This is a genomic window from Saccharopolyspora sp. NPDC002686 (assembly GCF_040295745.1).
Lineage (GTDB): Bacteria > Actinomycetota > Actinomycetes > Mycobacteriales > Pseudonocardiaceae > Saccharopolyspora > Saccharopolyspora oryzae.
On sequence record NZ_JBEOVY010000218.1, the window covers coordinates 1 to 13,106 of the forward strand.

A 13,106-nucleotide genomic window follows, 5' to 3' on the forward strand; every position below is an offset into this window, starting at 1 on the left:
CCTTTGCACACGCCGTGGGACCACTGTTTCGATTGAAACTGTGGTCCCACGGGGGAGCCGCTTGGGGCTGGGGGTCAGGTGGTCCAGGGGATTTGGGGGGACTTGTAGTAGTTGGTGGTGGCGGCCTCCAGGCGGGGGCCGTGGGTGGACAGGCGTTGGGCGAAGGAGTTCCAGTCGTGGGTCCCCTTCGGGGACCAGGCGAGTTCGGCGATGGCCGGTAGGCGGGGGAAGGCCATGAACTCGATGTGATCGGAGTTCTCCAGGGTTTCCGACCACAGCGGGGCCTCGACGCCCAGCACCGATTCCTCCGGGACGCCCTGGAGGTAGCTGCCCGGGTCCCAGCCGTAGGCGTCGGCCACCTCGATGAAGCCGGCCCACTGCAGGCCCAGCGGGGTGTTCTCGTCGTACTTCATGTCCAGGTAGGACTTGTTCGCCGGGGAGACCAGGATCTTGTTGCCGCGGGCCACCGCCTCGTTCAGCAGCGGGTCGGAGTCGGTGGTGCCCCAGTACTGCAGCACCGACTCGCCCTGCGGCCCGGCCTTGCCGTACTCGTGCCAGCCGACCGCCGTCTTGCCGTACTTCTCGACCATCGGCAGCACTCGTGACACGAACGCCTTGTAGTCCTCGTCGGTGGTGGAGTCCGCCTCGTCGCCGCCGATGTGCAGGTAGGGGCCGGGGGTGATCTCGGCCAGTTCGCGGATGACGTCCTCGACGAACCGGTAGGTCACGTCCTTCTCGACGCACAGCGAGCTGAACCCGACCTCGATGCCGGTGTAGAGCGGTGGCGCCACGCCGTCGCAGTTCAGCTCCGCGTAGGAGGCCAGCGCGGCGTTGGTGTGCCCGGGCATGTCGATCTCGGGGATGACCGTGATGTGCCGGGACGCGGCGTACTCGACGATCTCGGTGTAGTCCTGCTTGGTGTAGTGCCCGCCCGGACCGCCGCCGACCTCGGTGCTGCCGCCGTACTCGGCCAGCTTCGGCCAGCTGTCGATCTGGATGCGCCAGCCCTGGTCGTCGGTCAGGTGCAGGTGCAGCCGGTTCATCTTGTACCGGGCGATCTGGTCGACGTAGCGCTTGACCTGGTCGACGGTGAAGAAGTGCCGCGCCACGTCGAGCATCGCGGCCCGGTGCTCGAACCGCGGCTGGTCGACGATCTCGCCGCCGGGCACCGTCCACGGCCCGGGCTGCCGGGTGGGGCTCTCGATCGCGGCGGGCAGCAGCTGGCGCAGCGTCTGCACGCCGTTGAACAGCCCTTCGGCGCTGGCGGCGCGCAGGTCGACGGTCTCGCCGGTGACCTGCAGCCGGTAGCCGGCCGGGCCGAGCCCGGCACCGTCGTCCAGCTCCAGCGAGATGCCACCGGTGCCGAGCTCGTCGCCGTTGACCGGTACCGGGAACCCGGTCGACGGTAGCAGGACCCCGGCGAGGTACTCGCCGACCTCGGCGGCGTCGCCGGATGCCCGGATCGAGGTCTGCTCGGAGAGCTCGAAGGTCGTCGCCGGGTCGGGGTGCACCGATTCCGGGGCGGGGATGATGTTGTCCATCGCGGAGTTCTCCACGGCGGGTGCGCTGGTCGCCGGAACCGCGGTCCCGGCGACCAGCGCACCGGCCACGACGGCGAGCGCGGTCCTGCGCACCGTCGGTCGAGTCGGTCCTGAGGTCATGTGCGTTCGCTCCTCGGAGTCGGGAACGGACACAAAGGTATAGACCAAAATTGGTCGAGGGAGCCTCCGAACGGACGCATCGGACGACCTCAGCGGTCCCGGGTGAGCACTGCGCCGATCGAAGCCGCGGTGACGCAGCCCAGCGCGACGAGCTGGATCGGGGACAGCAGTTCGGCGAGCAGCAGCAGACCGGCCAAGGCGCCGGTCGCGGGCTCCAGGCTTTGCAGCACCCCGACGACCCGCGGTGGAATCCGGCGCAGCGCGGCCAGCTCCAGCGAGTACGGCACGACCGCCGAGAGCACCGCGATTCCCAGCCCGGCCAGCAGCACGGTGGGGGAGAGGAGTGCTGTCCCGGACTCGGAGATCCCGAACGGCAGCACGAGCACGGCGGCGCATGCGACCGCGAGCGCGAGCGGGGAGCCGTCGTCGCTGATCGCGCCGATGCGGTGGCTCAGCAGGAGGTAGCTGCCCATGCCCGCCGCCGACACCAGGGCGAGCCCGACCCCGATGGCGGGCAGTGGTGCGCTGACCGGGCCGCAGAACAAGAACACCCCCGACGCCGCCAGCGCCGCCCACAGCACGTCGCGCGGACGTCGTGAGCCGAGCAGCGCGACGGAGAGCGGGCCGAGCAGCTGGAGCGTGCTGGCGACAGCCACCGGCAGGTGCGCCAGCGCGAGGTAGACGACGTTCATCGTCGCGATCGCCGCCCCGAACGCGAGGATCAGACCGCGCGAGCGCCAGTCGGTGGGGATCCGAGGTCGACGCAGGACCAGCAGCAACAGCGCCGCCAGCGACAGCCGCACGCCCGCGACCCCGAGCGGCCCCACGACGGCGAACAGCTGCTTCCCGAAGGCCTGCCCGAACTGGACGCTGACGACGGCGCCGAGCACGAGCGCGAACGGCGGCACGGCGACCGGATGCGGGCGCGTTGGTGTGGGTGACTGCACACCTGAAGCCTGGGGCGGGCCACCACTTCAGGTCCATCTCGCATTTCAGCCCGCAACTGTGCAGAATCGCCTCAATGATCGACCTGAGACGACTCCAGGTCCTGCGCGTACTCCGGGCAGAGGGCACCGTGACCGCGACCGCGCGGGCGCTCTACCTGACGCCCTCGGCGGTCTCCCAGCAGATCCGGTTGCTGTCCAGGGAGATCGGCGCCGAGCTGCTGCGGCCGGAAGGCCGACGAGTGCGGCTCACCCCCGCGGCGCACATCGTGCTGGCACACGCCGATGCGATCGCTGCCGAATGGGAGCAGGCCCGCGCCGATCTGGCCGCGCATTCCGCCGGTGCGGTGGGCCAGGTCCGGGTGGGCGGCTTCGCGACCAGCTTCGGCTCGCTGCTGGCACCCGCTGCCGCGCGGCTCCGCGACTCCCATCCGCGGTTGGAGGTGCAGCTGCGGGAGACCGACATCGACGACAGCCTGCGCCTGCTGCTGGCCGAGCAGACCGATCTGGTGGTCCTGCCCGTGGCGGGCACCCCGCCGCTGGACGACTCGCGGTTCGACCAGCAGGTCCTGCTCGACGACCCGCAGGACCTCGTGGTGTCCGCGGACCACCCGTTCGCCGAGCTCGATGCCGTCCGGCTGGCCGAGACCGCGCACGAGACCTGGATCGAGCCGCACCACGACCAGTTCCAGCTGATCGAGGTCGCGTGCGCAGCAGCCGGGTTCGCCCCGCGGGTGGCGCACGGGGCGGCGGAGTGGAACTCGGTGCTGGCGATGGTCGCGAGCGGGCTCGGCATCTGCCTGCTGCCCCGGCTGGCCACCACCTCACCGGACCACCGGGTGGTGCGGATCCCGCTCCGCGACGAGCCGGCGCCGTCGCGGAGCATCCTCACCTGCGTGCGCAGGGGCAGCCGCGCGCAACCGGCCATCGCCGCCGTCCTCCAAGCGCTGGAAGACGTCGCGCGGGACCGGCTGCGCGGCTGAGACCTCCGATCACTCGCCGCGCAGCGCCGGGCGCAGCCGGTCCAGCACCGCGGGGTCCTCGATGGTCGAGGGCACCTTGGTCTCGCCGGTGTCGGCGATCTCGCGCATCGACTTGCGCAGGATCTTGCCCGAGCGAGTCTTCGGCAGCCCGTCGACCACCGCCACCTCGCGGAACGCCGCCACCGGCCCGATCTGCTCGCGCACCGCCGCGACCAGCTCCGCGCGCAGCCTCTCCGGATCGATGTCCACACCGGACTTGAGCACCACGAGCCCCCGCGGCACCTGGCCCTTCAACGAGTCGTGGACCCCGATCACCGCGCACTCGGCGACCGCCGGATGCGCCGCCAGCACCGCCTCCATCGAACCGGTGGACAACCGGTGCCCGGCCACGTTGATCACGTCGTCGGTGCGGCCCATCACGAACACGTACCCATCGGCGTCGACGTAGCCGTTGTCGCCGGTGAGGTAGTAGCCGGGGTAGCGCGACAGGTACGACTCGCGGAACCGCTCGTCGGCGCCCCACAACGTCGGCAGCGTGCCCGGCGGCAGCGGCAGCCGGATGCAGATCGCACCGTCGGTCTCCGGCGGCAGCGGGTCGCCCGCCTGGTCCAGCACCACCACGTCGTAGCCCGGCACCGGCACCGTCGGCGACCCCGGCTTGACCGGCATCGGCTCCATCCCGCGCAGGTTCGCGCAGATCGGCCAGCCCGTCTCGGTCTGCCACCAGTGGTCGATGACCGGCACGCCGAGCTTCTCCGACGCCCAGTGGTAGGTCTCCGGATCCAGCCGCTCACCGGCCAGGAACAACGTCTCCAGGCTCGACAGGTCGTGCTCCGCCAGCAGCTCGGCGTCCGGATCCACCCGCTTGATCGCCCGGAACGCGGTGGGCGCGGTGAACAGCGCCTTGACGCCGTGATCGGCGATGACGCGCCAGAACGCGCCGGCGTCCGGCGTGCCGACGGGCTTGCCCTCGTAGACCACCGTCGTCGCCCCGGTCAGCAGCGGCGCGTAGACGATGTAGGAGTGGCCGACCACCCAGCCGACGTCGGAGGCGGTCCAGAAGACGTCGCCCGGACCGATGTCGTAGATGTTGGCCATCGACCAGCGCAGCGCCACCGCGTGCCCGCCGTTGTCGCGCACCACGCCCTTCGGGCGGCCGGTGGTGCCGGAGGTGTAGAGCACGTACAGCGGATCGGTCGCCTTGACCGGGACGCACTCGGCCGGTTCGGCCTGCGCCAGCGCGTCGTCCCAGTCAACGTCCCGCTCGCCGAGCTCGGCGCGGGCCTGCTCGCGCTGGAGCACGATCACCCGCCGCGGCTGGTGCGCGGTCGTCCGCAGCGCCTCGTCGACGATCGGCTTGTACTCCACGACCCGGTTCGGCTCCAGCCCGCAGGACGCCGCGACGACCACGGTGGGCCGGGCGTCCTCGATCCGCGCGGCGAGCTCCTTCGGCGCGAAACCGCCGAAGACCACCGAGTGCACCGCGCCGATGCGGGCGCAGGCCAGCATCGCGATCGCCGCCTCGGGGATCATCGGCAGGTAGAGCACCACGCGGTCACCGCGCTCCACGCCCTGCGCTCGCAGCGCCCCGGCGAACAGCGCCACCCGCTCCAGCAGCTCCCGGTAGGTCCAGCGGAGCACCTGACCGGTCATCGCCGAATCCCAGATCAGCGCGTCCTGGTCGCCGCGGCCGTCGCGGACGTGCCGGTCCAGCGCGTTGAAGCAGGTGTTGAGCTCCCCGTCGGGGAACCAGCGGAAGAACGGGTCGGCGTCGCCGTCGAGGGCGCGCGACGGTTCGCGCACCCAGTCGATCGCCTTCGCCGCGTCGAGCCAGAAACCCTCCGGGTCGGTCAAACTCCGCCGGTGGGCCTCGGCATACGCACCCATGACCAACTACCTCCCGCGTCCGCCGCCAGTTGCCTGACGTCCTACCGCACAACCACCCCGGGCGCCAGGGTTTCGCCGGCAGAGCGTCGGAACCCCGGGACGACGCACGTCGCGCTGGTGCTCTGCCGCACCCGGAACACGTTCTGCCACACCGGAAACGGCCGTTGACCGCCGAGCGGTACCGCCGAGTTCGGCCGGACGTAGTGCCCGGCTGGTCGCGGAGTGCAGTTCGGCGACGGAACGTGTCCGCTGGGCGCTGCGAAACCGATTCGGCGCGACGTGGAGTGCGTGCTGGATCACAATCGGGAGCGAGTCTGAGATCGGGCTAACAAAAAGGCGCCGCGCGCCGACAACAGAATCAGAAAACGGAGGTGCTGCAACGATGAGCACGGAACCGGCCCGGTCCGCCGAGGCGTCCACCGCCCAGTTCGAATCCCGCACGGCCACCACGGCCGACCTTCCCACCGCGCCCTGCAGCGTGGTGTGGAGCGGTGGACATTCCTACGTGCGCGAAGGCGCTGCCGGCGCTCCCTGGGCCGGCGTGGACGACCGCGGGCGGGCGCGGTTCCTCACCGATGCCGAGCTCTGCCGCCGCGGTTGGAGCCGCACCCCGGCCTCCTAGTCGTGGTGGCTCCGGACTCCCGCCGCGCGCCCCGCCCGATCTGCTCGAAGCGCGGGGGAGTCCGGCCGCCAAGTGTGTTGTGCGCCGAATGTGAGATCCTGACCCCGAGGGGATGCGCATCCGTGCATCTGGGGTAGTACGCACAACCATTCAGGGGAGGCTCGTGGTGCAGGACGCCGAGCGCACCACGGAGAACACCACGAGCGGAGGGCACGGGGACAACTCCGGCCACCCGCAGGATGGCCGCCCGGATCCCGGCATAGCCCGGATCCGCGAAGCCGCCGCCGGGGTGTGGGCCGATCCATGGTGGACACTGCCGAACCTGCTCAGCGTGCTCCGCCTCGCCGGAGTACCCCTGTTCCTGTGGTTGCTGCTCGGCCCGAAGGCCGACCTGCTCGCCCTGCTGGTGCTGGTGATCAGCGGGGCCACCGACTGGCTCGACGGCAAGCTCGCCCGCTGGCTGAACCAGTACAGCCGCCTCGGCGAACTCCTCGATCCGGCCGCCGACCGGCTCTACATCATCGCCACCCTGATCGCCTTCGTGCTCCGGGACGTCGTGCCCTGGTGGGTCGCCGCCGCACTGGTCCTGCGGGACGTGGTGCTGACGTTGTGCCTGCCGGTGCTGCGCTGGCACGGCTACGAGCCGCCCGAAGTGCACTACCTCGGCAAGGCCGCGACGTTCTGCCTGATGTACGCGTTCCCGCTGTTGTTGCTGGTGCAGGAGGAATTCCCGCTGTCCGAAGTGGTGCGTCCGATCGCCTACGCCTTCACCTGCTGGGGCGGCGCGCTGTACCTGTGGGCCGGAATCCTCTACCTCGGCCAGGTCGTGGCGGCGGTCCACCAAGCGCGTTCGAGAACAGCCTGAGATCTCGCCTGCGCTGAATGGCTGACGTCGATTCGGCCGACAGCGCACTCCTCCCGCGCCGCCGCGAGCCGTCTTGCGGGCGGTGCTGCGCGGTGCATACGCTCGCCGAGCCGATCACGCCCGCAGTGCGCGATCGGTGATCCAAGTAGCAGCGGACGAGGAAGGCGGGACCACGTGGCGGCCCCGGACGAGATCAAGTACACCGAAGAGCACGAGTGGGTCCAGCGCACCGGCGAGGACACCGTGCGCATCGGGATCACCGACTACGCCCAGCAGCAGCTCGGCGACGTGGTGTTCGTGCAGCTGCCGGACGTGGGCCAGCAGGTCGCCGCCGGGGACTCCATGGGCGAGGTCGAGTCGACCAAGAGCGTCTCGGACATCTACGCCCCCGTCACCGGTGAGGTCACCGCGCGCAACGACGGGCTCGAGGACCAACCGGAGTTGGTCAACTCGGCCCCGCAGGGTGACGGCTGGATGGTCGAGATCAAGCTCGCCGAACCGGACCAACTGGCCGGTCTGCTCGACGCCGAGGCCTATCAGAAGGTGATCGACCAGGCATGATCGTCGATCTGTCGGGGTCGGCGACGAGAATGTCGGGAGTCCCGCGTCCCGCGCCTGCCCAGGCACGGTACGTTGGGTACCTACTTGGCACGATCTATCCGCGTGGAGGAGAGCTCAGGTGAGCCAGAACAGCGGCTACGGCGACGTTCCGCCAGAGCAGTCACCGGAGACCACCTCGGTCTTCAGGCCCTTCCTCTCGGAGCAGGAAAGCCCCGAGAGCCCGGCCCCGGAGCCCGCCGCCGCGTCCGGGGTCGACGCACTGCCCGCGGGGTCCGCCCTGCTGGTGGTCAAGCGCGGTCCCAACGCGGGTTCGCGGTTCCTCCTGGACCGCGAGACCACCAGCGCGGGACGGCACCCGGACAGCGACATCTTCCTCGACGACGTCACGGTTTCCCGCCGGCACGCAGAGTTCCGGCGCGAGGGCAACGACTTCGTGGTGGTCGACGTCGGCAGCCTCAACGGCACCTACGTCAACCGGGAACCGGTGGACACCTCGGTGCTCGCCAACGGTGACGAGGTGCAGATCGGCAAGTTCCGGTTGGTCTTCCTGACCGGGCCGATCGACGGCGGCCGCTGAGCCGCCGGATTCGACTTCCGACCCGCCAGCGGGGCGGCGCCGACGAGGCGTCGCCCCGCTGGCGCGTCGCGGTACTTGCGCGACCGGGGTCGATGACATCCGCGGCGGGGGAATTTCTCGACGCCGCAACCGGTTTTCCCGTTCCAGCGGCTTCATTTCCAGCGGTCCCGAGGGACCGCAGCGGTGTATCGTGCTGGTAATGCTCGATGACGAGCTCAGCCAGCGGTTCGGACCCGGCGTTCGGATCAGGTGCCCGAGCGGGCAAGCCGCGACAGCGGTGGTCGACCAGGCCGCCGGAGGGATTGGGCGTAGCCGCCGTATCGCGGGTAGCGTCGGAGGCGTCGGTGCGCGATCCTCGACGGGGATGTCACGCTTCGGCGCGCTGGAGGAGGCGATGTGACGATGAGCAGCGAGATGCGCGTCGTCGGCGTGCGAGTGGAACTACCAGCCAACCAGCCGATCCTGTTGCTGCGCGAGGCGAACGGCGAGCGCTACCTGCCGATCTGGATCGGCTCGGTGGAGGCGACGGCCATCGCGCTCGAGCAGCAGGGCGTGCGACCGCAGCGGCCGCTGACCCACGACCTGCTCAAGGACGTCATCGGCGCCCTGGGGCGCGATCTGGAGCAGGTGCGGATCACCGATCTGCAGGAAGGCACCTTCTTCGCCGAGCTGGTGTTCGACGGGGACGTGCGGGTTTCGGCGCGACCGAGCGACTCGGTGGCGCTGGCGCTGCGCATCGGGGTGCCGATCCACGCCGACGAGTCGGTGCTGGACGAAGCCGGGCTGATCATCCCGGACGAGCAGGAGGACGAGGTGGAGAAGTTCCGCGAGTTCCTCGACTCCGTCTCTCCCGAGGACTTCCGCGGCGCGGACACCTGACGCACCGCAGACCCGAGATGTGACCCGGCCCCCGCTCGCACCTGCAGGCGGGGGCCGGGTCGTCCCGGCGCCCGCGCGTCGCGTTGACCTCCTCGCGAGGCAGGCATACCGTCGGGTTACGCGAAATTGCCCCGATGTGATTCAGCGGGTGAACTGCCGATGCGGCGGTGCTGCACCGCTGGCCGTCGGCGGGGTGTTCGCGGCCCTGATCGCAACCGATTCGGGCGCTGGTGATCGTCGTCGGCGGCAAGCCGGACGAGGGGAGGCAGGCGTGGTCGAGGAAGCGTCCAACGGGGATGCTGCCGCGGAGCAGGGTGGGCTGTTCCCAGACGCCTCGCTGCCGGATGAACTGGTCGGCTACCGGGGCCCGGCCGCCTGCCAGATCGCCGGCATCACCTACCGCCAGTTGGACTACTGGGCGCGCACCAAGCTGGTCGGCCCGTCGATCCGCGGTGCGGCCGGTTCCGGCTCGCAGCGGCTGTACTCGTTCAAGGACATCCTGGTGCTCAAGGTGGTCAAGCGGCTGCTGGACACCGGGGTATCGCTGCACAACATCCGGGTCGCGGTGGAGCACCTGCGCAACCGCGGCGTCGAGGACCTGGCGCGGCTGACCCTGTTCAGCGACGGGACGACGGTCTACGAGTGCACCTCTCCCGAGGAGGTGGTCGACCTGCTGCAGGGTGGCCAGGGCGTGTTCGGCATCGCCGTCAGCGGTGCGATGCGCGAGATCAGCGGCACCATCCACGAGTTCCCGGCCGAGCGGGCCGACGGCGGTGAGATGGTGCAGGCGGAGGACGAGCTGTCCCGCCGCCGCCGGGACCGCCAGGCCGAGACCGGCTGACCAGCCCCGGCCAAGATCGGAAGACTGTGCCGCAGCTCGCATCGGAGGTCCGTTCGGGCCGCCTGATCGGGTAGGCTGCGACACATCGCCGACCCCGTGCGGGAGAGTCCGGCCCGGCCTAGCCGCGGTCGGCGCCGAAGGAGCAAACCTCCCCGACAACCTCTCAGGCCACCTGGACCGCACGGGCGAGATACCTCTGGAAAGAGGCGGTGCCATCGCTGGCACCACCCGCCGACGGTGCAAGCCCGGTCCCCGGGTGAAGCTCTCAGGCGTTCGCTTCGCGGACGGTGACAGAGGGGGAGAGCAGCGCAGTACTGGCTGCACTGCCGCCCTTGTGTTCGCCGCGATGATTGAGGTTTGGCGATGTCCGACGTGACCCACGACCGCATCCCCCTGGCCGCTCTGGAGCACGGCACGCCGTTCGCCGACCGGCACGTCGGGCCGTCCCCGGCCGAACTGGCCCGCATGCTCGACGTGATCGGCGTCGGCTCCCTGGAGGAGCTGGGCCGCAGCGCGGTGCCGGACGCGATCCGCGAGGACGACCTACGCCTGGCGCTGCCGGAACCGGCCACCGAGACCGCTGCGCTCGCCGAGCTGCGCGACCTCGCGCGCCGCTGCCACCCGCACACCGAGATGATCGGGCTCGGCTACTACGGCACCACGACCCCGCCGGTCATCCTGCGCAACGTGCTGGAGAACCCGGCCTGGTACACCGCGTACACGCCGTACCAGCCGGAGATCTCGCAGGGCCGCCTCGAAGCGCTGCTGAACTTCCAGACGATGGTGGCCGACCTGGCCGGGGTGCCGGTGGCCAACGCGTCGATGCTGGACGAGGCGACCGCCGCGGCCGAGGGCATGACGCTGGTGCGCCGCGCGGGCAAGTCCAAGTCGCCGCGCTTCCTGGTCGACTCCGACACGCTGCCGCAGACCATCGCGGTCATCCAGACCCGCGCTGAGCCGCTGGGCATCGAGGTCGTCGTCGCCGACCTGTCGGCGGGGCTGCCCGAGGGCGAGTTCTTCGGCGCGCTGCTGTCCTACCCGGGCGCTTCGGGTGCGGTGCGCGACCACGAGCAGCTCATCGCCGACGCGCACGAGCGCGGCGCGAAGGTCGTGGTGGCGTCCGATCTGCTGGCCCTGACGCTGCTGCGCGCGCCCGGTGAGATCGGCGCGGACGTGGTCGTCGGCAACACCCAGCGCTTCGGCGTGCCGATGGGCTTCGGTGGCCCGCACGCCGGATTCATGGCCGTGGCCAAGGGATTCGAGCGGCAGCTGCCCGGTCGGCTGGTCGGTGTGAGCGTCGACGCCGACGGCAGCAAGGCCTACCGCCTGGCGCTGCAGACCCGCGAGCAGCACATCCGCCGCGAGAAGGCGACCAGCAACATCTGCACCGCGCAGGTCCTGCTGGCCGTGATCGCGTCGATGTACGCCGTCTACCACGGTCCGGCCGGGCTGAAGGCGATCGCGACCCGCGCGCACCGGATGGCCTCCGTGCTGGCCGAGCAGCTGCGGCGCGGCGGTGTCGAGGTGCTGCACCAGGACTTCTTCGACACGGTCGTCGTCAAGGTGCCGGGGCGGGCCGACGAGGTCGTGTCCGCGGCGCGGCGCGGAGGCATCAACCTGCGGCGCATCGACGCCGACCAGGTGGGCATCAGCTGCGACGAGACCACCACGCGCGCGAACCTGGCGACGGTGTGGCAGGCCTTCGGCATCGACGGCGTGGACGTCGACGAGCTCGACGCGCAGACCTCCGACGCGCTTCCGCAGGCGCTGCTGCGCACCTCCGAGTACCTGACGCACCCGGTGTTCCACACCCACCACTCGGAGACCTCGCTGCTGCGCTACCTGCGGCGGTTGTCGGACAAGGACGTCGCGCTGGACCGCAGCATGATCCCGCTGGGGTCGTGCACGATGAAGCTCAACGCGACCGCCGAGATGGAGCCGATCACCTGGCCGGAGTTCGGTTCGCTGCACCCGTTCGCGCCCGCCCAGGACGCCGAGGGCCTGCTGTCGCTGGTCAAGGACCTGGAGACCTGGCTGGCCGAGGTCACCGGCTACGACGCGGTGAGCCTGCAGCCCAACGCCGGTAGCCAGGGCGAGTTCGCCGGTCTGCTGGCCATCCGCGCCTACCACCGCAGCCGCGGTGCGGCCGACCGGGACGTGTGCCTGATCCCGGCCAGCGCGCACGGCACCAACGCGGCCAGCGCGGTCATGGCCGGGATGCGCGTGATCGTGGTGCGCTGCGACGAGCAGGGCAACATCCAGCTGGACCACCTGCGCGAGCTGGTCGCCGAGCACGCCGACGACCTCGCCGCGATCATGATCACCTACCCGTCCACGCACGGCGTCTACGAGGACACCGTGCGCGAGGTGTGCGGTCTCGTGCACGACGCCGGCGGGCAGGTCTACGTCGACGGCGCGAACCTCAACGCGCTGATCGGCCTGGCCCGGATGGGCAAGTTCGGCTCCGACGTCTCGCACCTGAACCTGCACAAGACGTTCTGCATCCCGCACGGCGGCGGTGGCCCGGGCGTCGGCCCGATCGGCGTGCGCGAACACCTGGCGCCGTTCCTGCCGAACCACCCGCTGCAGCCGGCGGCCGGCCCGGAGACCGGGGTGGGCCCGATCAGCGCGGCTCCGTGGGGCAGCGCCTCGATCCTGCCGATCTCGTGGGCCTACGTGCGGATGATGGGTGCCGACGGGCTGCGGCGCGCGACGCTGACCGCGGTCGCGGCGGCCAACTACGTGGCGCGGCGGCTCAACAACTACTTCCCGGTGCTCTACACCGGCAAGGGCGGGTTCGTCGCCCACGAGTGCATCCTGGACCTGCGCCAGATCAGCAAGACCAGCGGCATCAGCGTGGACGACGTGGCCAAGCGGTTGGCCGACTACGGCATCCACGCGCCGACCATGTCGTTCCCGGTGGCCGGCACGCTGATGGTGGAGCCGACCGAGAGCAGGAACCTGGCCGAGCTGGACCGCTTCTGCGAGGCCATGATCGCGATCCGCGCGGAGATCGACAAGGTGGTCGCCGGGCAGTGGCCGGCCGACGACAACCCGCTGGTCGGTGCCCCGCACACGGCCGAGTGCCTGGCCAAGGACTGGGACCACGCCTACTCCCGCGAGGAGGCGGCCTACCCGCTGGGCACCGACGTGGCGAAGGTGTGGCCGCCGGTCCGCCGCATCGACGGCGCCCGAGGCGACCGCAACCTGGTCTGCTCCTGCCCGCCCCTGGACGCCTACCAGTCCTGAGCCGTCGGGTGGCGGTCGACTTCGCACGAAGTCGACC

11 protein-coding genes and 1 riboswitch are annotated in these 13,106 nt (G+C 70.8%); of the genes, 8 read left to right on the forward strand and 3 right to left on the reverse strand.

Translation table 11 applies throughout. The annotated features are described in order from the left end of the window. Nucleotides 1-74: 74 nt before the first annotated feature. Together ABTZ89_RS25290 and ABTZ89_RS25295 are read right to left on the reverse strand one after the other, a co-directional pair. Nucleotides 75-1,661, reverse strand: a complete 1,587-nt coding sequence (locus ABTZ89_RS25290; RefSeq protein WP_351048965.1) for a beta-N-acetylhexosaminidase — start codon at nucleotides 1,659-1,661, stop codon at nucleotides 75-77. Nucleotides 1,662-1,750: 89 nt separating this feature from the next. Beyond that, on the reverse strand, nucleotides 1,751-2,608 hold the full coding sequence (locus ABTZ89_RS25295) for an EamA family transporter (RefSeq protein WP_351048968.1): 858 nt from the start codon (nucleotides 2,606-2,608) through the stop codon (nucleotides 1,751-1,753). Nucleotides 2,609-2,682: 74 nt separating this feature from the next. Here ABTZ89_RS25295 and ABTZ89_RS25300 point away from each other — a divergent pair, with 74 nt between their 5' ends. Next, on the forward strand, nucleotides 2,683-3,588 hold the full coding sequence (locus ABTZ89_RS25300; RefSeq protein ID WP_270953829.1) for a LysR family transcriptional regulator: 906 nt from the start codon (nucleotides 2,683-2,685) through the stop codon (nucleotides 3,586-3,588). Nucleotides 3,589-3,597: 9 nt separating this feature from the next. On the opposite strand, the gene ABTZ89_RS25305 is transcribed toward ABTZ89_RS25300, so the two are convergent. After that, complete coding sequence (locus ABTZ89_RS25305) at nucleotides 3,598-5,475, reverse strand: propionyl-CoA synthetase (protein ID WP_351048971.1); 1,878 nt, start codon at nucleotides 5,473-5,475, stop codon at nucleotides 3,598-3,600. A gap of 382 nt (nucleotides 5,476-5,857) precedes the next feature. Here ABTZ89_RS25305 and ABTZ89_RS25310 point away from each other — a divergent pair, with 382 nt between their 5' ends. The 7 genes from ABTZ89_RS25310 (at nucleotide 5,858) to gcvP (ending at nucleotide 13,069) form a co-directional block, all read left to right on the forward strand. Next, nucleotides 5,858-6,097 carry a hypothetical protein gene (locus ABTZ89_RS25310; protein WP_270953831.1) on the forward strand — a complete coding sequence of 80 codons (240 nt, stop codon included), beginning with the start codon at nucleotides 5,858-5,860 and terminating at the stop codon, nucleotides 6,095-6,097. A gap of 163 nt (nucleotides 6,098-6,260) precedes the next feature. After that, nucleotides 6,261-6,962, forward strand: coding sequence for a cardiolipin synthase ClsA (gene clsA, locus ABTZ89_RS25315; protein ID WP_502949597.1), 702 nt, complete (start codon nucleotides 6,261-6,263; stop codon nucleotides 6,960-6,962). Nucleotides 6,963-7,136: 174 nt separating this feature from the next. After that, nucleotides 7,137-7,523 carry a glycine cleavage system protein GcvH gene (gene gcvH / locus ABTZ89_RS25320; protein ID WP_270953832.1) on the forward strand — a complete coding sequence of 129 codons (387 nt, stop codon included), beginning with the start codon at nucleotides 7,137-7,139 and terminating at the stop codon, nucleotides 7,521-7,523. A 118-nt stretch (nucleotides 7,524-7,641) separates the two neighbouring features. Then, nucleotides 7,642-8,100, forward strand: coding sequence for a glycogen accumulation regulator GarA (garA, locus tag ABTZ89_RS25325; protein WP_270953833.1), 459 nt, complete (start codon nucleotides 7,642-7,644; stop codon nucleotides 8,098-8,100). Nucleotides 8,101-8,502: 402 nt separating this feature from the next. Further along, the gene (locus ABTZ89_RS25330; RefSeq protein ID WP_270953834.1) at nucleotides 8,503-8,979 is read left to right on the forward strand and encodes a bifunctional nuclease family protein; all 477 of its coding nucleotides are present in this window, start codon (nucleotides 8,503-8,505) and stop codon (nucleotides 8,977-8,979) included. Nucleotides 8,980-9,250: 271 nt separating this feature from the next. Then, nucleotides 9,251-9,820 carry a MerR family transcriptional regulator gene (locus ABTZ89_RS25335; protein WP_270953837.1) on the forward strand — a complete coding sequence of 190 codons (570 nt, stop codon included), beginning with the start codon at nucleotides 9,251-9,253 and terminating at the stop codon, nucleotides 9,818-9,820. 89 nt (nucleotides 9,821-9,909) lie between these two features. Beyond that, a riboswitch (glycine riboswitch) is annotated at nucleotides 9,910-10,010 on the forward strand. Nucleotides 10,011-10,183: 173 nt separating this feature from the next. Next, the gene (gene gcvP / locus ABTZ89_RS25340) at nucleotides 10,184-13,069 is read left to right on the forward strand and encodes an aminomethyl-transferring glycine dehydrogenase (RefSeq protein WP_351048977.1); all 2,886 of its coding nucleotides are present in this window, start codon (nucleotides 10,184-10,186) and stop codon (nucleotides 13,067-13,069) included. Nucleotides 13,070-13,106 lie beyond the last annotated feature (37 nt).